Here is a 20,481-nt window from a genome sequence, read left to right on the forward strand (position 1 = left end):
ATCCTTAGGATTTGCCATATCAACTACCTCCAGCGAATTATTAAATACGATTCAACCTGATAGCTAAAAATACAAAAATTTTAACAAAAAAGGCCGCATCTCGTTAAGATACAGCCCTTTTTTTGCTTGACTCTATTACCTATGCTTCATCTTGTGCTGTAAATCCAGTTACTCCTTTGCTTTAAATATTTCCCCAATCGCCCCGATACTTCCGAGCGTTTCAATAGCTTTGGTAGGAATGAATATTTTGTTGGCAGGTCCCTTGGAGATCTCGCTCAACGTCTCTAAAGAACGGTACGCAAGCACGTTCTCGTCAAGCCCTGCTGAACGCAGCAGCTCTATCCGATTTTTCTCCGCTTCGGCAATCGCATGGATCGCTTTTGCCTGTCCTAATGCCTCAAGCTCCTGAGCTTGGCGCAAGCCCTCAGCTTGACGAATTCTAGCTTCCTTATCCCCTTCAGCCTTGAGGATTTTCCCCTGCTTGTCGCCTTCTGCCCGTAGAATCATATCCTGCTTGGCAGCTTCCGCTTCCAGGACAATCGCACGTTTACTACGTTCCGCCTTCATCTGTTTGTCCATCGACTCTTGAATATCGAGCGGCGGTTGAATATCGATAACTTCGACACGCTCGATACGCACGCCCCATTTTTCCGTTGCTTCATCCAGCGCGATCCGAATTTCACTGGATATTTTCTCACGTCCGGATAAGGTTTCATCCAGCTCCAGCTTACCGATAATCTGCCTCATGGTCGCTGTACTAATATTACGAACCCCATACACATAATCCGAAATTCCATACGTAGCCTGCTCAGGACCTACCACCTGATAAAAAATGATCGTATCGATCTTCACCTGAACATTATCCTTCGTGATCACCGTTTGTGGTGGAACATTCGCCTGCTGTACACGTAAATCGTGATGTACACGAACCTGATCGACAATCGGGATCAAAATATTCAGTCCTGGCGTCAACAGTCTGTTATATTTACCAAGTCTTTCGACAACAGCAACACGCTGCTGCGGTACGATTTTAACCGTTAATGCAACGAATACAATGACAAGAATCAGAATAATAATAGCAACTGTAGCACCCATTATGAAATACCTCCCCATTTTTGAACCTCTATTATTGTATTACCGCGCTCGACAACAATGACAATTTCATCCTTTAACAGCTGTTCATTCGAAGAAGCACTCCAGGTTTCATTGCCGACCTTCACAATCCCATGCTTGCCTGGTTCGATAGTCTCCAGCACAATCCCCTGCTTGCCAATCATCTCGTCAATAACGTCCTTAAATCCTCTCGATGCACGAAAGCGGCGTGTGAGCGGTTTCGTAAAAAAGGTGAGAATAAGAGCTGTCAAACAACCTGCCAATATTTGCAGCACAAATGCATCAGGAGCTATCCAGGCCACAGCAGCAGCCACAACCGCGCCGAGTCCAAGCCAAAGTAAGTAAAATGTGAATGTCAGCATCTCCACAACCAGCAGTACCCCGCCAATGATGAGCCAGATCGACCATAATTCCATTTTATACACCACCCCTCTTGCCTTCCTAATTATCGTTCATTAGTGCCTTACACTAGTTTATTCGCTAACAAGTAGCTTCTTTCCTCTTTTCTATGGAGAAACAGTGCAAATTTACCAACAAATTGCGACAAGTTGCATGTGTCATGAGAAAATAAAGTATTTTCTTTATTTTTCGGATTGAGGCTGTCCGCTTCATTGCATATAATGAAGGTACCACCCTTCGGGGAGATCATTAAGGGAGGCCGTGATGAACGAGACCGCATTTGACGAACCATTATTTGCAAGCTTAAAGCCGGGCTTAACCTCGTTCTGTTACCGAATGCTAGGCTCCATGGACGATGCGGACGATGCCGTTCAGGAGACGAGTATTCGGGTCTGGCAGAGCTGGAGCACGTTCAGACAGGATTCCTCGTTCAAAACTTGGGTCTATCGGATTGCCTCCAACCTGTGCTTGGACAAGCTGAGACAATCCAAACGCCGCGCGCTTCCCGTTGACCTGTTCGACCCGGCCGTCGCCATCGTCGAGCCGCGCGACACGCTGCCGGACTCTGCCTGGATCTGGCCGTCTCCCGACTTTGGGGGCAATCCGGAGGATCGGCTCGTCCGCAGAGATACCCTTCAACTGTGCTTCATCGCTCTCCTGCAGACCTTGCCTCCGCGGCAGCGCGCGGTACTCATTTTGAAGGATGTATTTGAATGGTCCTCCAAGCAGATCGCGGAAACGTTGGCGATGTCGCCGGCAGCGGTGAACAGCGCCTTGCAAAGAGCCCGAGAGACGATGGACCGGGCGCAGCTTCGCTCGGATGAGCTCAGCAGCATGGACGTTCAACCGGAGCAGCAGTTGCTGTCCCGGTATGTGGAGGCCTTCGAGCAATTCGATATTGCTGCGCTCGTCGCGTTGTTCCACGAGGAAGGCTGCATGTCGATGCCGCCCTTCGAGATGTGGATCCGCGGCAAGGAAGATTTGTCCGCCTTCTATTCGCTTACTCGCTGGCATTGCGAAGGTTCGCGATTTGTGCCCATTACGGTAAATGGCGGTTATCCGGCGTTGGCCCAGTATATGCCGGGCAAAGAGGGCTCTGGTCTGGTACCCTGGGGCATCCACGTCATCGAAACCAAAGAAAATCAAATCCTGCACGTTCAAAACTTCATTCAAACGCCATTATTTTCGCGATTTGGGCTGCCTGAGCGAATTGACCAATGAATTTCGTCATTGGCTTACGTCTATACCGAACAAAACTAATCATCGCGAAGAAGACGCCGGGGAAGATGCCCGGCGTCTTTCTTTTTGAACCCTAGTACGAGCGTGCTCTCCGTTAGCCTTAACCTTGTGCCGCATCCATGTTCATGTAGTTAATGGCCCACAGATGGCCGTCCAAGTCCACGAAGCCCCAATGATACATGAACCCATGATCTTCAGGTTCAGCGTGCAATTTCCCGCCCAAGGAGACCGCGGTATTCACGATTTCATCGACCTTTTCCCGGCTCTCGAAGGCCAATGCGATCGTCATCTGCGCATACTTGCTCGTATCGACGGATTCCTTCTCCGTGAGCGTATTAAAGAATACTTGATTGATCAGCATGACCTGCAGGTTGTCGCCGATCACGATAGCTACCGAATTCTCGTTATCGGGGAATTGCGGGTTGAGTTCGAATCCGAGTCCGGTGAAGAACGCTTTCGATTGTTCTACGTTTTTTACAGGCAGGTTGAAGCTCGTGAATGCGGACGTTAATGCCATTTTCAAAACACCTCTTCGTCAAATTGGTTTGTGTTCATTTATGCCTTCGTTTATATAGACGACAGCCGATCCGGGAATTCATCGGTCTCATGGATTCGGAAGCGTAAACCGAAGTACGAAAGAAAGTTCGAAAACGTCGTTTTTTGGCCTATTTTTTAATCGCATTCTACTTCAGAGAGACAAGATAGTCGGCAAGTTGATCGAAAGTACCCTCAAGACCTTGTTGAAGCATTGGAGCCATACCGTTGTAGGTTTCTTGTTCCTCAGCGGAAGCGTTCACAGGGCCACCTTTCAGTTTTAAAACAGTTTTACCTTCGTCATCTTCTAGCGTGATGATATTCATAATTTCAAGTGGCCAACTCGCGCTAAAAGGCGCTCGGACCGTATTGCCTTTCTCATCGGAAAAGGATTGGATATAAGCCACTTTCTCAGGTTCGACAACCTCTTGGTATGCAAATTTCCCCCACAAAACGTGATCTCCGTCAGGAGACGTCTGAAAACCTAAAAACTCGCCACCTGATCGAGCGTCCATTTTGACGACTTCGAGGGTGAACCCCTTTGGACCCCACCATTTCGCGAAATGCCCAAGCTCTGTCCATGCTTTAAATACGAGTTCGCGAGGGGCATCGAATGCACGCGTAAATGCAATTTCGAACGATTGATTCAGATTGTTATCCATGAAAATCCTCCTTGTTTTTTGAAGTGGATTATTCCCCTACTTTGCTACAGAGTGTTTGAAGCCTGAACCAGAAGATCGGCCAGGAGATCGTAATCGGGTGTATCCTCTTTACGGATTTTTAACCATTTCCTCTCTTCTGGCCCTTCAAATCCTTTCGGAAACGTAAGACCGGAAGCATTCATGATCATGAATGCAATGGTATCCTTCGATGGTGATATAACCGCCGCATAGTGTCCATTTTTCAGGAAATGGGGCTTCTTGTACTGAATGCGTTCCTCGGCTTCCGGAATAACCTGATGGACCATCTGGCGTAGTTGGTTGCTGACCTTGATTTGCCATGGTTGACCAAGGTTCTCGATAAATGCGGAAACTTCCTGATTCATCATTTCTTTTGCCGCTCCTTTTCACAGTTTATTTTGGAAAGAGTTAGAGACTGGACGAAAATTTTCACGTTCTCTTGTATGAACTGATCGAGACTGATATCAGGATAATTGTTACCAGCTTCCAAATCGTTAATGAACGCGCCATATTGAGCCATCAAGAATGTAAACGCCTGCATGGTGGGGTTCGTACAGACTATATTTCCTTTTTCGCACATCGATATAAAGTAATCTGTCAGATACGTCAACAGTTGGCGAGGATGTTGCAGTCGACGTTCTTTAAATCCGGGGATATGGACCTCATCTTTTAAGGCGATCAGAATCAGCTTTCGGTCTCGGTTCATGATGTCATGATACTTTTTACTGATGGCTAGTAGGTCGATCTCTAACTCCCATACAATCTGCTCGTTGAAGAGTACTCGCATCTCTTCGGCATACTGAAATCGTTCAAGGGCGGCTTCAAGCAAATTTTGCTTGCTACCGAAATGTCGAAAAAGCGTCTTTTCGCTTAAATCGGCAGATGAAGCGATTTCCTCTGTCGTAACGCCGTGGTAGCCTTTCTCCGAGATTAGGTCGATCGCAGCCCGTAACAATTTCTCCGTGCTCCCTTGCTTAGTTTGACGCATGATCAACTCCCTTTCTGTAGATTACCAAATGTCTGTCAGTGGTGACTGACATTATAATATTACAAATTTATCCTCACGTCAAGAGGCCTGCACCTCGCTTGTTATGAAAAAACCTCCCGCAAATCGTAAAGCTATTAGTAATGGCCTATGTATGCAAGATTTCTCGAAGCACTTGCTGAGAAGGCTGCGATTGTTTCCCGTTAGATTTCAGGCTAAATGCAAACGGCGCGCCGATTGCGTATCGGCACGCGTTAGCTGTATCGTCTATGAAGTTTATCCTTTAACTGCTCCCAGCATAGCCCCCTGAATAAAATATTTTTGCACAAAGGGGTACACGACCAGAATGGGCAAAATCGCAATGAATACGACCGCATACTTCACATTTTGAGCCATAACGGAGCTATTTTCCCCTGCTCCCATCTCTGTCGTTTGCGAGGACATGTCGCCTTGAATAACGATGTTCCGCACAATAATTTGCAGCGGGTACAGCTGCTTTTCATTCAAGTAAATTAAAGCGGGGAAAAAGCTGTTCCAGTGCGCCACCGCATAAAAAATGAACATCGTGGCCATCACCGGCATCGACAGCGGCAGCACAACCTGCAGCAGGATCCGCCATTCACTGGCCCCATCTACAGTAGCCGATTCATGGAGCGCATTGGGAATTTCTGCAAAAAAGGTTCTCATCAGTATCATGTTAAACACATTGATCGCCGTAGGAATCAAGATAGCCCAGATCGAATTGACCATCCCAAGCGAATGGACAACCATATATCTCGGAATCAACCCGCCATCAAAAAACATCGTGAACACAACGAAGAAGGACAGCAGCGCTTTGCCATACAAATAGTTTCTCGACAAGGGATAGGCACAAAGTGTCGTCATGATCAAATTCACACACACACCCAGACACGTGTACAACAAGGTGTTGCCATATGCGCGTAGTATCGAAGGATCGTCCAACACGACGCTGTAAGCCTTCAACGTAAGCTCAATGGGATAAAGGAAGACGTCCCCTCTTTGCACAGATAACCCTGAGCTTATGGAAACAATTCCCATATAATACAAAGGATACACCGTGATAATAATGACTACGAGCATAATGATTACATTTACTACATCAAAAAGACTATACTTCTTCAAGCTCATCGGCTGCACCTCCTGAACTAAATACCCGAACGGGCTTAAATTGGTTAAAATAAACGGGTTCCATTCACTTTTTTCGAAATGCTGTTAGCCGACACAATAAGTACAAGCGATAGCACCGATTGAAAAATACCTACAGCCGCTGCAAAGCTGAAGTCTGCGTCTATGAGTCCTCTTCGATAAACGAAGGATTGGATCACATCGGCTGTTTCATAAGTAGGACCGCTATATAACAAAATAATTTTCTCAAAGCCTACGGATAACATGTGACCGATCGTTAGCAAGAATAAAATCGTGGCCACAGTAGAAATGCCCGGAAGCGTGATATGCCGAATTTTATGCCACCGATTAGCACCATCAATCGTTGCTGCTTCATAGAGCAGCGGATCAATGGAAGCCAGAGCAGCCAAATAAATAATCGAATTCCAGCCCATGCCCTGCCATATTTCCGAGCTGATAAAAATCGTCCGGAACCATTCCGGCAGCGACATGAAGGTCTTGGCCTCCATACCGAACATATGAGTAATCTGATTGATCAATCCGGTTGTTGACAAGAAGTTAACCAGCATGCCCGCTACGACTACCGTAGATAAAAAGTGCGGCACATACGTGACAGTTTGAATCACTCTTTTAAATAGCTGAACTCGGAGCTCGTTCATTAGAATCGCGAATATGATGGGTGCCGGGAAATAAAAAATCAACGAGTAGACATTGATCATTAACGTGTTGCGGACAACCTTCCAAAAATAAGGATCTGTCAAAAACTGCTGAAAATACTTCGTGCCCGCCCACGGACTGGCGAAGAAACCCTTCATAATGGAGTATTCCTGAAAAGCCATTAAATTGCCAACCATTGGCGCATAATGAAAAATCAGAAAATAGATGAACGGGAGCGCAAACATCGTATAAAGAAACTTGCTTTTATTCAGCTTCTTGAGGGTCACTGTCCATCTATTTTTGCGGACGGCGACGTGCTGGGGCGGCAGCTTCTGGTGATCGATCACAGTTGATATAACAATCCACTCCTTTATTTAGAAAGTAAAAGGAACCAAGGCCCGTAACCTGAGACTTGGCTCCCTCTAGATCTGCTCCTTATTTCACTCTGGCTAGAGCATCATTATAAATTTTTTCGATATCGCTGGCCCCTTTATCCTTACACTGCTTGATAAAATTATCCCAATCGTTCAAAGCCCCATCGGTCATAATATATTTATCCATATTTTGCGTCATAAAGGCATCCAATTGTGTTCTCAATTGTTTTAATTTCTCGCGCTCATCTTTGTTAAACGGAGGATCAAACGACTGTCTGAAGGCAAGACCATCGGTTAAAGCCTTCAGATTCTTATCTCCCCATTCGAGGAATTCCTTAGGCTGTGACGCAATACTCGGATTGTCATCCGCATACAGACCCAAGCCCAAATAACCTAGGCCAAGCGCAGATGCCATAGCACGGTATGGGTCCGGCTTATCTTTAAACTTATTCAGGGTAGCATCGGAAATTTTGTACACGTTATTCGCGAAGGTGTAATCGGTGTTCTCTACGCCCCAGCTCGTCAGCTTCATGCCTTCATCGCTGTACATCCAATCGATAAATTGGATCACTTGATCCGGATTTTTGATTTTGGCACTGATCGCATAGGATTCACCCAGATGGTCTAATTGGTACACGGCATTTCGTTTAACTCCTTTATCGCTCTCCATCGTAGGCAGCAGGTCAAACTTGGCTTCAGGCTCCTTCTTTTGCAGAGCGAGGTTGAAATTCGTTGCAAATCCATTATTGTCCTGGAAGAACAAGGACTTGCCTGAGCTTAGCTTCTCCTGCCAAATTTGCGATGTGGCTGTTGCGTAATCAGGGTCCAGCAGCTTTTCCTTATACAGCTTATGCAGGTATGTCACGGCATCTTTAAATTCGGGCATCGCCGGGCCGAATTTGTATTGCTTCAGCTTCGGATCATAGTATACCTTTGTGCCGTTAATATTCGTGTAACCGCTGCCAAATCCAAAAGCAATCGGATTGAGCAGATTTTCTGTTCCTGTCAGGCCATTCGCAGCGCGGCTTGTGAAAGGGAACGTGTCGGGATAGGCTTCTTTAAATTTCTTTAACACCGTATAAAGCTCCTCGTAGGTTGAAGGCGCCTTCAAATTGAGCTTGGTCAATAAATCAACACGGATCATCGGTACCTGACCTGCCTGAACCGCCCACTTTTGCACCAATGGAAAGCCAAACAGCTTGCCGTCAAATTTGTTTTTGTTAATTTCCGGGTGCTCTTGTAGAATTTTTTTGAAGTTCGGCATCTTCTCCAGATAAGGCGTCAAATCCAGAAAAATACCTGAATCTGCAAAGTTGGACAGATCATCCTGCTTCACCATAATAACGTCCGGAATACTGTTCGTCGCGATCAAGGTTTTCTTTTTATCATCGTAGTTGCTTTGAGGTGTACTTTGTAATTCCAGCTTCACATTTTTCTTTTTCAAAATTTCCTGAACGGCTTGTGAATCGGATACCAATGCCTGAGACGGATGCTCATATCTCATCCATGATAAAACGAGAGGCTTGCCGCTATCCGCCGGTTTGGCCGCTTCTGCCGGCTTGGCTGTTTCCGCTGGTTTAGCTACCTCGGCTGGCTTCGCAGTTTCCCCGCAGCCGGCTAGCAGACCTCCTAATAAAGCAACCGCACAGCCCGCCCCTACATATCCCTTTTTTCCCTTTTGCATGTGTCTTCCTCCTTAGTTTTTTCGCAAAAAATAACTTCGTAGGGCTGAACATCCTGTACTCGCTTGTTGACACTTTCAGCATAAGGGCTGCAGACTGCCTTTGAATATAACCAAAAGGGAATAACGTAAGCCGTTATTCCTCCTCAGGTTCGATGATTCATTTTTCCCCTATGAACTAAAAAGTCGCTTTAAGTCTGGAGCTTGGCCTGTGTTCAGGCATCCTTGCGATAATGGGCATTCCGGTAATCCATGGGGGATATGCCTTCGTGTTTTTTGAAAATGCGCAAAAAGGTGGTGCGGCTCTCGATTCCAATCTGCTGGGCGATATCGCCGATTTTCAGATCTGTATTCAATAACATTTCTTTCGCTTTGGACATCCGAATCAAGCTGATATAATCCGTAATACTTGTACCTGTGATTTCTTTGAAAATGCGGGAAATATATTTGGAAGAGAGACCTATTTCATCAGCAATACTTTCCAGATATAAATCTTTGGCATAATTGTTTTCAATATGGCTCGTGATCAGAGATATGACGGTCACCGCTTTGCGCTCCGGCTTCACTACCGTCTCGGTAATAATTTGCTCATAAAAAATGAACAATCGCCGTGTTCGTTCTGCCAGCTCGTAGGGTGACATATTTTTGTCGGTCAGCGCCATATAATCCTCTTCTGTCAGCAGCGAATACGTGCTCACCTGTCTTTCCGTCAAATAACGATTGCCTGTATTGAATAGCTCAGCCAACAAAGCCCCCAGATAGGTGTAGGAGACGCCTCGTTCCTGATTGATGCGGATGAGACCCTCCACTTCGGTAATAAGCAGCTCCAGATCGCCTGACTTCAGAGCATTCACCACTTTATTTTCATCCAAAAATGAATAATAGTAGTTTTGCTCAATCGCCAAATCGGTGGCATCCATAATCGACATTTCCGAATCTCTCAAACTCTGCATGGCCGTAACGGCATCGCTATACGATTTTTTAACATCATTGACCTTACTGTATGGCTTACCAAGACCAATAATAAGCTCGCAATAAATCATATCGTATTCAAAGGTTTTCTTGATCGTCTCCAACGCCCGGTTGAGTGAAGCTCGTTCATTATCCTGCTTGAGATTAACGACACAGACGTACAAATTCTGATCGTGTTCCATTAAATAGCTATTCACATACTGCTGCATAATACCCTGTAGAACCTTCTTCATTTTCTCGATAATCATGAGCCGGTCTGCTTCTAAGATATCGTGATAAAACCGCTCCTTGTATTGAAAGAGGAAGCAGCAGCATAAGTAGGTCCCGCTCTGAAACCCGATCTCCTCCAGCATTTGCTTCATCGGTTTTTTTTGCGTCCAGGGGTTGCCCTTGATCAGACTGGAGAAAAATTGATCCAGCAGCTCGTTCGAATACATGCTCAGCTTCTGGTTTGTATCATAATTTTGCTGCACCAGCTGATGAATACGACTTCCGATCACTTGAAATTCATCTCGTCCGCTGCCGATTTGGCTGCCTTTTTCACTTTGCAGCAAAATATCTCTTATATTTTTGATCGGATTATAAATGTTGACGCTAAAGCGGAAGGAAAATAAGATCCCGATCACGACCAGGCTGATACAGATCCACCAAATCAGGCTAAGAATGCTGGAGGATTCATTGTTAAAGGAATGCGTTGGCGTGATTGAATAATAGTCCCATCCGTACGTATCTGATGAAATCCGCACAATCATGGACTGGGTTTGGTCGACCTTGGCATATACCGTCTGGACGGGCCCCTGCTCAAAGAGGCTCCTGATCTGCTGAATCGTGCTCTCCTTCCACGCGCCGCCGTTTAATAGTGTATGATTATTTTTATCTATAATGACGTAAGCCGTCGAGGGGAACAGCGAGTTGTTAGTCAAGGTTGTCATGATTGACTGTACCGATATCATCGTGACCATAGCAGCCAGCTTGCCATTGAGATATTGCGTCGTCACGCTTGGAATGACCATCTTGTTCGAGCTTTCCGCATAACGGGAAACCATACTTGGCGGCAGCAGCTCAAAGAAACCGCTCCTCTGGATTCTTTCTCTCCAGTACTGTTTATTATAAGCGTCCAGATGATACGATTTATCAAAAAACGTCTCGAAATTGATCGCACCTTCACTTGTATACACTTTTTCATCGTCTATATACAAAAATATATTATCTATAAAAGAACTCACCATATTCTGGTTCGCCGCTATCGCTCGCACAATAAAAGGTAAGCTCGCTTTTTCCTGATCGGTAAGCACCGAATACGGTTTGATCGTTTGGCTCACGACATCGCTGATAAGTAAATTATTGTTGGTCGATTGGGCCATGCCTAAATAAACATCGATCGTTTTGGAGGATGACTTCAGATTGACAACGAGCTTCTCTGAAACTTCCTTTTTAATCAGCTGATCCACATTAAAAAATACGATCAATCCGATAATTACGATTGGAATTAATAGGGAAAGGAAATATAGCAGAATCTTTAGAAAAAGCTTATTCTGGGTATTGGGCAGCTTGACCCGGTACATAGACATCCCCCTTTTCTCTCTAATGTAATCGATTTCATACACTTATTATAGGCTGTCTCCAGCTCTAATTACAATAAAAAAGAAATTAAAGAAAACCTGGGGAAGGTTCTCCGCCAGGTTCATGGGTCTGTTGCGCTATGTATGTGAATTGCCGGGAGACCATTTTATAAACCCGCTGTTAATTAGTTAACTCCTCTGTAAGCTTGATCACATAATCGGTCAGCTCTTGGGATACGGCTTCATGGTAAGCAACAAAAAAGGGCCCTATCCCATTAATGAGATTAGCCCTCTGTATGCTTGGCTCGTTATACAGTTCACCCGCTTGTTGCGCACCCTTTCCTGCTAACCTGTTATGATTGGAATAGGCCTATTCCTCAGGCTGTCCTGACGCCTTGCGAAGCTCGTTGGCCAAACGGTGGCATTCCTGCCGGGACCCAGGATCATCCACAGCTTCATAGGCTGCTTTCAGAAAAGCGATGATTTTATTAGCATCATTCGGAACTAGCATAAAGGGTTCAACCTCGCTTTCTGCATCACATGAGAGATCCCAGTTATTCAGGCCCCATTTGTTAATAATCGCAATCAGCTTTGCGGCATAGCTCGGATCTGTTGCGTAACCAGCCGTTTGCAATGCCTGGGCAGCACCCTCGTAATCTTTATCGGCACATCGGTCAAAAAAACCAGCTCTCGCATAACGTCCATTTTCGATTAAAAACTGCGAATGATCCCATACACTGCCGATCCAATCATCATACACGCGGAAGCCATCCGTCACATTCAGCCAATGACCGTTAATATACTCCTGTGTTTCCTGCAGCTGCCCGGAACCTTTAATGCCAAACAGATTGTTACCGGGTGCCGCTGCGCCCCAACCGCTTTCCAGTGCACCTTGGGCTATCGTAATGCTGGCCAAAATCCCCGTACGCTTCATTTCTTCAACGGCCCAAGGTGCGAGCTTGGCAATAAAATCTTGTGGGTTCATCCGTTGCGCTCCCCCTTCTCCTTGGATTCGCTAAGCTCTGGTGGGTGAATGGATTTATTTTGCAAATGCCCCGCCGCCGCTGCCACCAGAAAAGAGTTAGCAAAATTAAGCATATACAGCCGCCAATCGCTGCCGTTCGCGCCAATAGCGAGCTGTGAAGCGAGCAATATCGCGTAAGCAACTATCACTGCGTATATATCGGTAGGCATCCTCAGCCAGCGATCCACTTGGTTTTTCGTATACTGCACAATAAAAAAAGTCAACAAAGAAGCCCCGCCCATAGCAGACAGAGCCTCCCATGTAAAAAATTGATTTTCCATCCTGTCACTCCTTTCCTCCCTACTCTATGTTATACAGCTATCACGGGGTCGTATTGAGGCCTCCCTTAATAATAAAACCGATAATAGCCAGGATGATCGCTCCAATAACGGTAGTCGCCAGCCAGCTGGTCAACTTATCGATCTTATCCAGCCGCCGATGCGCCGACTTCGTTGACTCCATCGCTTTCTTGGCAATCGTCTCGACTTCTTCCAGCTTTTTGGACATATCCTTGAGGGTATCCATTTTCGTAGAAAGCTCCCGCAAATCAATTCTCACATTGGTTAGCTGATCCTGAATCTTCTGAGCTTCTTCCATTTATTCTCCTCCTCCTCCACCAACTTTCTTGTGAAAAAAATAGCCCCGCTAGGGTGCAGGGCCGTTGTATGCGTATATTCAAAAAGATTACTTGGACCAAGTCACCGATTCGATGTCATCCAAGCTATTGGCTGACAATACTTGTGACTTTAATGTCCAGTACTTGGTTATTAGACTATTTTTGTGGGTTAATCCATCCGCATATACTTGTTTAAATTGATTTATCGTATGCGGGACGGGTAGCCCTGATGCTTTCCAGTAGATTTTCTCTGTAACGATTTCAGCCATGATCGCATTCAGCATTCCACCCAAATTGGTCTGTGCTTCGTAGTCAAAATCGTAGGTGTGTTCGTCTTCGAGTGCATTTGAAGTAAAACCGGACAATATAGCGGCATTGCAGGCATTATTTAATATGGATATTTTGGATTGTCGAATGTCCTCCAATATATATGAAGCTGCACGGCCTTCCCCCCATGTCTCAGTCTCGAGATTAAATTGAGGTTTGTAGAGTCCTTCTGGGGGCCTGATCGAGACTCTGTGTCCTACTACTACAGGTGCGATAGGTTCTGAAGGCTTCTCAGCCTCGCCTTCTTCGTTAGAATCAGGTAACTTGTATAAAGGAAATACACCTGTTTCGTTGTCGTCCACTAATGTTACGTCCGTCATATATCCGTCAAGATTGATTATGATTGCTTCTTTCATGGTAGACCTCCTTTATTGTTCAGCAAGAAATGAAATATTACTTAATGAAAAAGACATGTTGTTCCCAGAAATAAACATGACACGTCCGTCATCGAAAACTTGTGCTGTACCTATCACAGTACCATCACCTGAATATACAGCAAATAATTCACGGGATGACGGTCTATAACCCTGTGGTAGGACAAAGATGGGCACATTTGTTGAAGCTGTGCCTGACTTAATAGCCCCGCGAAGCCTAACAAACCCATTAGCTTTATAGTAACTTGCTGTTGCAAAAAAAGAGCCAACGTTAACCCACCCATTTAACAATGTTGGCGTGATCCATTGTATTTTCTCTTTCTCTGCCTTCGTATTCTCCAGCACTCCTACTCTGGTTGTCACATCCGCTTGATTATCTGCCAGCATATCGACAACCGTTTTGAGATTGCTGGCGTACACACCTTGGATGGATTGAACGTTGCTGGTTAGGCTGTATTGATCGAGCGCGAGATAGGTGACGGTATAGGATGCTGATAGATCATAGTCACCCCAATTTGTGTAATATCTATCATTGCCATAATTGGATACATCGGCAGATATAGTTGACCATTTCGCATCCAGCATACCATTCTTGTAAATTGCAAATTTCTTTGCCACCCTGTTTTTGAGTGGACTTCCGGGAGCTATACGATTTATTTGTGCTGTATTACCCGTGGACCAATAGAGATCAGCCCTTTCCCTCACAATCATCCCATTGCCTACCTCGATATGATTCAGCCCTTCGTGTAGTGTGATATCGCCCTCTACAGCGATTTCCTCCACTGTTGGTGTAACTAGTTGGTATTGGAGTTTGTAGGGTTTCACGCTTGGTGGGCGATTTGTCGGATTTGAAGCATAAGTAATATCAGTATACCACTGTGAATCCAACGGCACAGCACCTATAGTATACCAATACTTGTTGCCCGAACCTGTATACGGTGCTGGTGATGCTGTGTTAGTAGACGACATCTTCCACCCATTGAAATACGCCCGTATCTCTTCGGTAGACGGTGTGTAGGATTCTCCCCACCCACTATCAGTGTCGGCAATGGACAAATAAACAATGTTACTGACACTACCATCTATATAACTTCTATCCATAGCGCCTTGAACACCTGCGCCTGTACCAAAAATAGTTGTTTGAAGCGGTTTTCCATCGTACTTTACTGTGTTGTGGGATATAACCCCTCCATTAGAGCTAATCATATTGCCAGATGAAGTAAACTTAACAGTTTTAAATCCCGATTGATCACTATCATAAAGCCAAGTTAAACTCCCATCCAAGTCCATCCACTTTATTCTTGATAGCTTCCAATACTTTCCGTCCCTCTTATACAGCGTATCGAAAATCGTGTTATCCATATTAGAAGCAAGCTGCACGTTAGGGAAGAACAGATAATCGTCTGCTTTGGGTTTGAATGGTAGGGCTGTTGATCCAATGTTGAGCATGAGGTTGTCTGTATAAAATGAACCCGTTGTTGGATTGTTTGTTGATACCTTGATAAATTTAGTACCTGTCGGTGCTATGACAGATATATTGCTACCACTTGATGGCACATAATAAAACGATGGCGCGCCTATGTTGACTTTATTTAAATCCAAAAACTCCATATATAATTGTGGATGAGTGAAAGTGCCTGATAGCGTATAAGAAACACCTTCCATTGCATCTACGATAACATTGGATGCTTGATAGTTTGCTGTGGCAGTTTGCTCTAATCGATACGGTTTTGTAACTGTGACTGTACTAGCTAAATTCCATTCACTGAACGGCGGCAGCAAGTTTTCCCCTTGTTTAATCACATATGGATTCACAATCGACTTCATGTCATCCACGTAAGGATATTTGGCTGCGATTTGTGCGGCTGTCATGCCTGCAAGTGCGTTATACTCGGCTTGGGTTATGTTGTACAGCCTAATCCCATCGAAAAATCCAGTTGCCCCTGCACCTCCTGTTACAATCGCACTCACTCTTGCACTCGTGGTTCCAGTACCAAAGGAAGAAGGTTGAATACCCGTCCAAACAAAATTCATTTTACTTGTATCGGTAATCAATTGCGATGTAGTCTCGCTACTTCCAGTGCCTCCTGTTGGGAACAACGTTAGTTTTACATTGGTTCCCGTTCCGTTTCTTATAAATCCTGCTAGAAGGTAATATTTAGTAGTATCAATACTTGGAATTACCTCTTTGCGAAATGCCCCATACGTCGATCCCGAAACCGTAATTTTCAAGGCATTAGAACCATAAATGGCGTTGGCTGTATCTAACGCAAGGGTAGATGCTTCCGCTGTCCACTTACTTATGTCCTCACAATTCCCGTCCCTACCCAGCAAATTAATCAACGTACGCCCCGTGATATTCAGCAGGTTATACGGTGTATTACGTGGCACAGTCACTATCTGGTGACCATAACCAAGGTTGAGCGGTGTAGCTGCTGGGCTTGTGGAAACAACCGAATCCACGTAAGCAGTCGTAGCTATTTGTGCATTGTTGGAACCTGCCGTAGCCGTGGGTGCAGTGGGCACACCCGTTAAAGCAGGAGAGACCAGCGGTGCCTCGGTCTGCTGAAAGGTTAACGCTGTAGAACCCAGTATTACTGTACCGGTATTGGTCATTCTCCATAGGGTTTGTCGGCCCACCGTTCCCTCACGAACAAATACCTCAACACCATTGGCAAGCTTTGCTGACGTATCGGCATCTGCTGCCCGTGCCCAAGCTCCAGCCTTTACGACATAGATACCATTTTGGCTGTCTGTGTTTTGATTTTTAACCAAAATACGATCTTCAGCAGTAACAGCAATACCATTAATCGTTTGGGTTCCAGACAAAGTGATATTCTCCGTAGTTCCAACACGCACATCAGATTTCACAGACAGCGATTGTATGGAGGTGATCTCAGCTGATTTCTCCTGCAGCTCCTTCAAAGCCTCATACGTCCTGTTCTGCGTCCAGTTCAGCCAATCAGCAGGCGGTTTCTCACCGGGCTTCCAGCCTTCGTTGCGTTTTGTCAGAGGCGGCTCGATACCGGCTGCTTTCCATTCGGGTAGTTCTTTATTAAAAGCCATGCTATCCACGCTCCTTGTTTATATAGGTAATTCCGTTTCTACAGAAGGGGTGAAAACCGCGCCTAACGTGCCGCCTGTAGTCTGATCGGTATCGGCAAAACCGACAGCTGTATCCGTCTCAAGCTCTTCACCACTGGCTAATGAAAAGGTTCCCTGCAGCTCAACGGCATCAACCCTTACACCAGCGGCAACAGTTCTCTGAATAATACGTGCAAATTGCCTCAAATCGATTTCCGAATCACTAATCCTACTTAATGGAAGTCTCAGCAGCGAGATCGCAGCAGGCTCGGGCTCCAGGGTCTCGGTATATTTCTCCTTAATTTCAATCTCCGAATACTCAGCTTTGACAGCCAAAGCTATGACGCGGATTACCGTATTGATGTCTCCCCGAGATAAGTTCCGGGCAATTTTGGTTTTGATCAAGATCCGGTATACCTGATCCGATGCCGCTCCTCGCGGTTGTGCAACATTTTGGCCTATGCCATCCAGCGTTGTGCCCTCAGCCAGATCAATATCCCGCCATTTTTCCATCGTATCCAAGGTTTGCAATAAATCATTCAGCTGATCATTTATGATCGACAGCAGCTTGCCGATGTTGCTCTGCGGGCTTTTATTGTAGTTATCCGTTAATAGCCTCAGCATATCGCGAACATTAAGCATGGCTGACCACCTCAATATCACTGTGAATCACCTGAGCTACCTGATTGCTGGAAATCACAATATTGTCCGATGTATAGCCACCAGCTGCTGCCATTTGCAGATTCACGTCCTCAACACCCTCAACTTTGTAGATCGCGCTAATCAGCTTCGTATAAATGACGTCACTACCCATAGCCAAGCCGCTGTATAACGATCCATCACTGTCCTCTCCACCAATGTACCGAATGACAGCCGAGCGTATTTGTGCGTTACCATCTGCAGGAAATTGCGCATTGGTCCTGATGTTCGCACGCACATGAATGGCAACCTCCTCGGCATAACTGAATTTGATCGTATGAGGAGCTCCAGACAAATCGGTCACTGTACGTGACACGCCACCGTAGGACTCAATGCCAACAGCCTTCGTATCTAAAATACTTTGTGCAATCGCATCCGTATCGCCTCCCAGCACATAAGCCTCAAAGCTTTTGCCTGGCCGCCCTTCCGTATCTGTGAGCAGCGAAGTGTTTTCGATGATCGTTGCAGCACGAACACCGGGAACACGCAGCAATGCACCTCGAATCGAATCAAGGGTACCTGCCCCGCCTCCAGATACGGAGAGTGTGAATCGTTCACGAAATTCGGGATCGGTCTCTTTTTCCCTGCCGCCAGCAGCAGCCACAGCATTCGTTACAGAGGTCACATTCGGATTCGGATTCACAATTTCAATGATTGTTCCTGCTGCTACATTACCACGAGCCCCAGCGACAGAAGCACGAATAGCTCCAGTTCCCAAGCCCGTCCCATCGAGGGTCACACTGTTTACTGTTGCAAAATAAATCCCGGTTTGGGTACGGACGGCAAACCCAGCGGGAATCGTATACCCTGCTGTCCCGACAAAATTCACGGTGCCCGAAGCATATTGTTCAGCAATTCTTGTAATCCCGACATGAGGTCCGAGACGATCCTGCTGGACCCCCTGTGCCGTGTTAATATATGCGGAAAAATACACATCCTCCGCCTTCTCCCAAGGTTTACTCAGAAACCAGGCAAAGATGCGCAGCAAAATGCCCAAAGGTGATCTCTCCGAGGTATTGACGGTTTCCCCATAGGCTACCCGCGCTTTTGCTTCCATTTCTACGATCAGATCGGCATACCTTTTTCGTTTAAAGCCCTGACTATCCAACATCCCGAATCACCTCGCCCTCAACTTTTTGACCATCAACAGCTGTTGCGCTAAACCGCACATCCATCGTCCGGTTTTTGGTATCATAATCAAAAGCGATTTTATCGACCGTCTTAATACGAGGCTCCTGAAACAAGCCCTGCCGGATTTGCTCACGCATTTCCTCTTCATTCAAGTTCTTCTCCAGAAAGGCGTTGAACTTGATCCCCATATTCGGATTCAAAAACCATTCGGCTTTGTTCGTACCGAGTACATTCTTTACACATTGGGCAATCTCTTCCTGTCCATTAACAACCACAAGCTCCCCCAGCTCCATAACCAGGTCTCCATTGATTAGTTTAAAAGACTCCATGGCAGCACCCCCACAATAACAGCATCATTTTTACTATGCCTGCGCTTGCTGTCCGGCGAAGCGATCTGGCCTGACAGCGTATTTTTGATTTCCACATCGGCGCAAACGACCAGAACGATGTCGCCCGCCATCACTTTCGGTATACCGATCAAATCGTGCTCCTTCACAGTAACCGTCCGTTCAACTCCATTATCAATGATCGTCAGCTCATGTTCCTTCACTGTACTTTTCTGACCAAGCATAGGTACATTTTGGATTACCGCTGGCTGCATATCACCTGCACGAACCAAAGGCTGCACAACCGCCCTGCAGTTGACCCGATCAAAGGAAATCACTTTACAAGGGAAACTTACATACAGATCATTTAAGGCCTTGTCCAACATTCCGGAAATAAAAGCATTCGCAGCACTTCCCGCATCTACGACACTCATGGATAAATCCCCTCCATTTCCGTTACAAAATCCGAACTGCTGCATTTGTGCGAGCCCTTGCGGATATGCAGCTTTTTGATAGAGCGCTTGGCAGTCAGCTCAACGACAGAAGCGGTTGTGATGAGATGCTGCAGCTGGGATTTGATTCTCATGCCTTTAAGCTTGTCCTCACCATCGTCGAATTCTTCAGGCTGGCCGATCAAGCCGCTGTCTGCCGACAAATAAACGACGGCATCGTTACCGAGACGCAAATTACGAATATATAACTCACCCTTGTTGATATAGGCACTTGTTCCGCAGTCGGCAGCTATTTTTTTGATAATATCGGTAATTTCCCCGGTGGCCGTGTAACCATCCTCATAATTCATATCTTCGTTTAAATACATCTGGGCAACTTTAATACCGAGTTCTTTTGTCATTTGTTCGAGAATCGTGCTTGCCTTCGTATTTTCAGCAAAAGCAAGATCGTTGACCTTACGATCAGACATTTTCTCAGCATCCAGTACATGGATCATGGTAATTTTATCTACACCGCTGTACTGCGTTGTACATTTGGAAATGTTACCTTTCAGAATGGTTCCTGTATTTCCTATATAACCGGCGTTAATGATAAGCTCTTCTTTTAGCTTGAAGAGATTTATGGTAGTATCTGTAAGATTGTAGATTTTAATCTCACTTTCATTGGGCAGCAGATCATTATCAAATGGGACGGTAAATTCTATCGTAAAATCCTCGCTGGACAAAGCCCTAGACCCCACCTGAATTTCCACAACACGACCGAAATTAACCATATGCAGCCTCCCACTCGACCACACGCAGAAATACAGTAGTTCCCAACGTTTGAGCGTTGACTTCCACAGATTGCCCCGATGCATCAAGCGGTATTAGCCCTACCTTTGGTAATCTGGCATCCTCTATATCGTGAAATAAAGGCAATCCGTACAGCAGCTTTTCGCCATAGACTAAAGGCTCTTTATTTTTATAAAGATCGACAGTAAAAAAATCGAAACCGGGATTATAATGAAATTCAATCTCATAAAGAGTACCGGCAAGTGAAATCTCAAAACGATATGGTATTTTTTGTTTATCGATATTAATGATTAATGCCAATAGTATAACCTCCT

General features: G+C 45.6%; 22 protein-coding genes. 1 reads left to right on the plus strand and 21 read right to left on the minus strand.

Features of this window, described 5'->3' with window-relative positions; all coding sequences use genetic code 11:
- Window positions 1-168: 168 nt before the first annotated feature.
- Window positions 169-1,095: an SPFH domain-containing protein gene (locus LRL21_RS23415; RefSeq protein ID WP_420832481.1), complete on the minus strand. Its 927-nt coding sequence runs from the start codon at window positions 1,093-1,095 to the stop codon at window positions 169-171.
- Window positions 1,095-1,529 (minus strand): NfeD family protein, encoded by a 435-nt coding sequence (locus tag LRL21_RS23420; protein WP_240418222.1) that lies wholly within the window; start codon window positions 1,527-1,529, stop codon window positions 1,095-1,097. Before LRL21_RS23420 ends, LRL21_RS23415 begins: the two co-directional genes overlap by 1 nt.
- A 247-nt stretch (window positions 1,530-1,776) precedes the next feature.
- Between LRL21_RS23420 and LRL21_RS23425 the strand changes: the two genes are divergently transcribed.
- Window positions 1,777-2,733 carry a sigma-70 family RNA polymerase sigma factor gene (locus LRL21_RS23425; protein WP_240418223.1) on the plus strand — a complete coding sequence of 319 codons (957 nt, stop codon included), beginning with the start codon at window positions 1,777-1,779 and terminating at the stop codon, window positions 2,731-2,733.
- A 118-nt stretch (window positions 2,734-2,851) separates the two neighbouring features.
- Here the strand turns inward: LRL21_RS23425 and LRL21_RS23430 are convergent, their stop codons facing one another.
- The 19 genes from LRL21_RS23430 to LRL21_RS23520 form a co-directional block, all read right to left on the minus strand.
- Window positions 2,852-3,268 carry a VOC family protein gene (locus tag LRL21_RS23430; protein WP_240418224.1) on the minus strand — a complete coding sequence of 139 codons (417 nt, stop codon included), beginning with the start codon at window positions 3,266-3,268 and terminating at the stop codon, window positions 2,852-2,854.
- A 166-nt stretch (window positions 3,269-3,434) separates the two neighbouring features.
- Window positions 3,435-3,947, minus strand: a complete 513-nt coding sequence (locus LRL21_RS23435; protein ID WP_240418225.1) for an SRPBCC family protein — start codon at window positions 3,945-3,947, stop codon at window positions 3,435-3,437.
- A gap of 44 nt (window positions 3,948-3,991) precedes the next feature.
- Window positions 3,992-4,330 (minus strand): DUF1801 domain-containing protein, encoded by a 339-nt coding sequence (locus LRL21_RS23440; protein WP_240418357.1) that lies wholly within the window; start codon window positions 4,328-4,330, stop codon window positions 3,992-3,994.
- Window positions 4,330-4,953: a TetR/AcrR family transcriptional regulator gene (locus tag LRL21_RS23445; protein ID WP_240418226.1), complete on the minus strand. Its 624-nt coding sequence runs from the start codon at window positions 4,951-4,953 to the stop codon at window positions 4,330-4,332. Before LRL21_RS23445 ends, LRL21_RS23440 begins: the two co-directional genes overlap by 1 nt.
- Before the next feature lie 273 nt (window positions 4,954-5,226).
- Window positions 5,227-6,099: a carbohydrate ABC transporter permease gene (locus LRL21_RS23450; RefSeq protein WP_240418227.1), complete on the minus strand. Its 873-nt coding sequence runs from the start codon at window positions 6,097-6,099 to the stop codon at window positions 5,227-5,229.
- 44 nt (window positions 6,100-6,143) lie between these two features.
- On the minus strand, window positions 6,144-7,100 hold the full coding sequence (locus tag LRL21_RS23455) for an ABC transporter permease (protein ID WP_240418228.1): 957 nt from the start codon (window positions 7,098-7,100) through the stop codon (window positions 6,144-6,146).
- Between the two features lie 88 nt (window positions 7,101-7,188).
- Complete coding sequence (locus tag LRL21_RS23460; protein WP_240418229.1) at window positions 7,189-8,811, minus strand: extracellular solute-binding protein; 1,623 nt, start codon at window positions 8,809-8,811, stop codon at window positions 7,189-7,191.
- 212 nt (window positions 8,812-9,023) lie between these two features.
- Window positions 9,024-11,345, minus strand: coding sequence for a helix-turn-helix domain-containing protein (locus LRL21_RS23465; RefSeq protein WP_240418230.1), 2,322 nt, complete (start codon window positions 11,343-11,345; stop codon window positions 9,024-9,026).
- Between the two features lie 367 nt (window positions 11,346-11,712).
- Window positions 11,713-12,327 carry a glycoside hydrolase family 73 protein gene (locus tag LRL21_RS23470; protein WP_240418231.1) on the minus strand — a complete coding sequence of 205 codons (615 nt, stop codon included), beginning with the start codon at window positions 12,325-12,327 and terminating at the stop codon, window positions 11,713-11,715.
- The gene (locus tag LRL21_RS23475; RefSeq protein ID WP_240418232.1) at window positions 12,324-12,647 is read right to left on the minus strand and encodes a hypothetical protein; all 324 of its coding nucleotides are present in this window, start codon (window positions 12,645-12,647) and stop codon (window positions 12,324-12,326) included. The genes LRL21_RS23470 and LRL21_RS23475 overlap by 4 nt, the downstream gene beginning before the upstream one ends.
- 40 nt (window positions 12,648-12,687) lie before the next feature.
- Window positions 12,688-12,963: a hemolysin XhlA family protein gene (locus LRL21_RS23480; protein ID WP_076233256.1), complete on the minus strand. Its 276-nt coding sequence runs from the start codon at window positions 12,961-12,963 to the stop codon at window positions 12,688-12,690.
- 87 nt (window positions 12,964-13,050) lie between these two features.
- Entirely contained in the window at window positions 13,051-13,665 is a 615-nt protein-coding gene (locus LRL21_RS23485; RefSeq protein ID WP_240418233.1) for a DUF4376 domain-containing protein, read from the minus strand.
- Between the two features lie 12 nt (window positions 13,666-13,677).
- Complete coding sequence (locus tag LRL21_RS23490; RefSeq protein WP_240418234.1) at window positions 13,678-16,749, minus strand: hypothetical protein; 3,072 nt, start codon at window positions 16,747-16,749, stop codon at window positions 13,678-13,680.
- An 18-nt stretch (window positions 16,750-16,767) separates the two neighbouring features.
- Window positions 16,768-17,409: a hypothetical protein gene (locus LRL21_RS23495; RefSeq protein WP_240418235.1), complete on the minus strand. Its 642-nt coding sequence runs from the start codon at window positions 17,407-17,409 to the stop codon at window positions 16,768-16,770.
- Window positions 17,402-18,577 (minus strand): baseplate J/gp47 family protein, encoded by a 1,176-nt coding sequence (locus LRL21_RS23500; protein ID WP_240418236.1) that lies wholly within the window; start codon window positions 18,575-18,577, stop codon window positions 17,402-17,404. The genes LRL21_RS23495 and LRL21_RS23500 overlap by 8 nt, the downstream gene beginning before the upstream one ends.
- Window positions 18,567-18,926 (minus strand): contractile injection system sheath initiator, encoded by a 360-nt coding sequence (locus tag LRL21_RS23505; protein WP_240418237.1) that lies wholly within the window; start codon window positions 18,924-18,926, stop codon window positions 18,567-18,569. Before LRL21_RS23505 ends, LRL21_RS23500 begins: the two co-directional genes overlap by 11 nt.
- Window positions 18,908-19,357, minus strand: a complete 450-nt coding sequence (locus LRL21_RS23510; protein WP_240418238.1) for a Gp138 family membrane-puncturing spike protein — start codon at window positions 19,355-19,357, stop codon at window positions 18,908-18,910. The genes LRL21_RS23505 and LRL21_RS23510 overlap by 19 nt, the downstream gene beginning before the upstream one ends.
- Window positions 19,354-20,148, minus strand: coding sequence for a phage protein (locus LRL21_RS23515; protein ID WP_240418239.1), 795 nt, complete (start codon window positions 20,146-20,148; stop codon window positions 19,354-19,356). The genes LRL21_RS23510 and LRL21_RS23515 overlap by 4 nt, the downstream gene beginning before the upstream one ends.
- Complete coding sequence (locus tag LRL21_RS23520; RefSeq protein ID WP_240418240.1) at window positions 20,141-20,467, minus strand: phage baseplate plug family protein; 327 nt, start codon at window positions 20,465-20,467, stop codon at window positions 20,141-20,143. Before LRL21_RS23520 ends, LRL21_RS23515 begins: the two co-directional genes overlap by 8 nt.
- Window positions 20,468-20,481: the final 14 nt, after the last annotated feature.

Origin of the sequence: Paenibacillus periandrae (assembly GCF_022458865.1) — a bacterium.
Lineage (GTDB): Bacteria > Bacillota > Bacilli > Paenibacillales > NBRC-103111 > Paenibacillus_S > Paenibacillus_S periandrae.

Excerpts from the sequence above, each read along its gene's own strand:
- LRL21_RS23415 (WP_420832481.1), bottom strand. The coding sequence starts at position 1,095 with ATGGGTGCTACAGTTGCTATTATTATTCTGATTCTTGTCATTGTATTC.
- LRL21_RS23420 (WP_240418222.1), bottom strand. The coding sequence starts at position 1,529 with ATGGAATTATGGTCGATCTGGCTCATCATTGGCGGGGTACTGCTGGTT.
- LRL21_RS23425 (WP_240418223.1), top strand. The coding sequence starts at position 1,777 with ATGAACGAGACCGCATTTGACGAACCATTATTTGCAAGCTTAAAGCCG.
- LRL21_RS23430 (WP_240418224.1), bottom strand. The coding sequence starts at position 3,268 with ATGGCATTAACGTCCGCATTCACGAGCTTCAACCTGCCTGTAAAAAAC.
- LRL21_RS23435 (WP_240418225.1), bottom strand. The coding sequence starts at position 3,947 with ATGGATAACAATCTGAATCAATCGTTCGAAATTGCATTTACGCGTGCA.
- LRL21_RS23440 (WP_240418357.1), bottom strand. The coding sequence starts at position 4,330 with ATGAATCAGGAAGTTTCCGCATTTATCGAGAACCTTGGTCAACCATGG.
- LRL21_RS23445 (WP_240418226.1), bottom strand. The coding sequence starts at position 4,953 with ATGCGTCAAACTAAGCAAGGGAGCACGGAGAAATTGTTACGGGCTGCG.
- LRL21_RS23450 (WP_240418227.1), bottom strand. The coding sequence starts at position 6,099 with ATGAGCTTGAAGAAGTATAGTCTTTTTGATGTAGTAAATGTAATCATT.
- LRL21_RS23460 (WP_240418229.1), bottom strand. The coding sequence starts at position 8,811 with ATGCAAAAGGGAAAAAAGGGATATGTAGGGGCGGGCTGTGCGGTTGCT.
- LRL21_RS23465 (WP_240418230.1), bottom strand. The coding sequence starts at position 11,345 with ATGTACCGGGTCAAGCTGCCCAATACCCAGAATAAGCTTTTTCTAAAG.
- LRL21_RS23470 (WP_240418231.1), bottom strand. The coding sequence starts at position 12,327 with ATGAACCCACAAGATTTTATTGCCAAGCTCGCACCTTGGGCCGTTGAA.
- LRL21_RS23475 (WP_240418232.1), bottom strand. The coding sequence starts at position 12,647 with ATGGAAAATCAATTTTTTACATGGGAGGCTCTGTCTGCTATGGGCGGG.
- LRL21_RS23480 (WP_076233256.1), bottom strand. The coding sequence starts at position 12,963 with ATGGAAGAAGCTCAGAAGATTCAGGATCAGCTAACCAATGTGAGAATT.
- LRL21_RS23485 (WP_240418233.1), bottom strand. The coding sequence starts at position 13,665 with ATGAAAGAAGCAATCATAATCAATCTTGACGGATATATGACGGACGTA.
- LRL21_RS23490 (WP_240418234.1), bottom strand. The coding sequence starts at position 16,749 with ATGGCTTTTAATAAAGAACTACCCGAATGGAAAGCAGCCGGTATCGAG.
- LRL21_RS23495 (WP_240418235.1), bottom strand. The coding sequence starts at position 17,409 with ATGCTTAATGTTCGCGATATGCTGAGGCTATTAACGGATAACTACAAT.
- LRL21_RS23500 (WP_240418236.1), bottom strand. The coding sequence starts at position 18,577 with ATGTTGGATAGTCAGGGCTTTAAACGAAAAAGGTATGCCGATCTGATC.
- LRL21_RS23505 (WP_240418237.1), bottom strand. The coding sequence starts at position 18,926 with ATGGAGTCTTTTAAACTAATCAATGGAGACCTGGTTATGGAGCTGGGG.
- LRL21_RS23510 (WP_240418238.1), bottom strand. The coding sequence starts at position 19,357 with ATGAGTGTCGTAGATGCGGGAAGTGCTGCGAATGCTTTTATTTCCGGA.
- LRL21_RS23515 (WP_240418239.1), bottom strand. The coding sequence starts at position 20,148 with ATGGTTAATTTCGGTCGTGTTGTGGAAATTCAGGTGGGGTCTAGGGCT.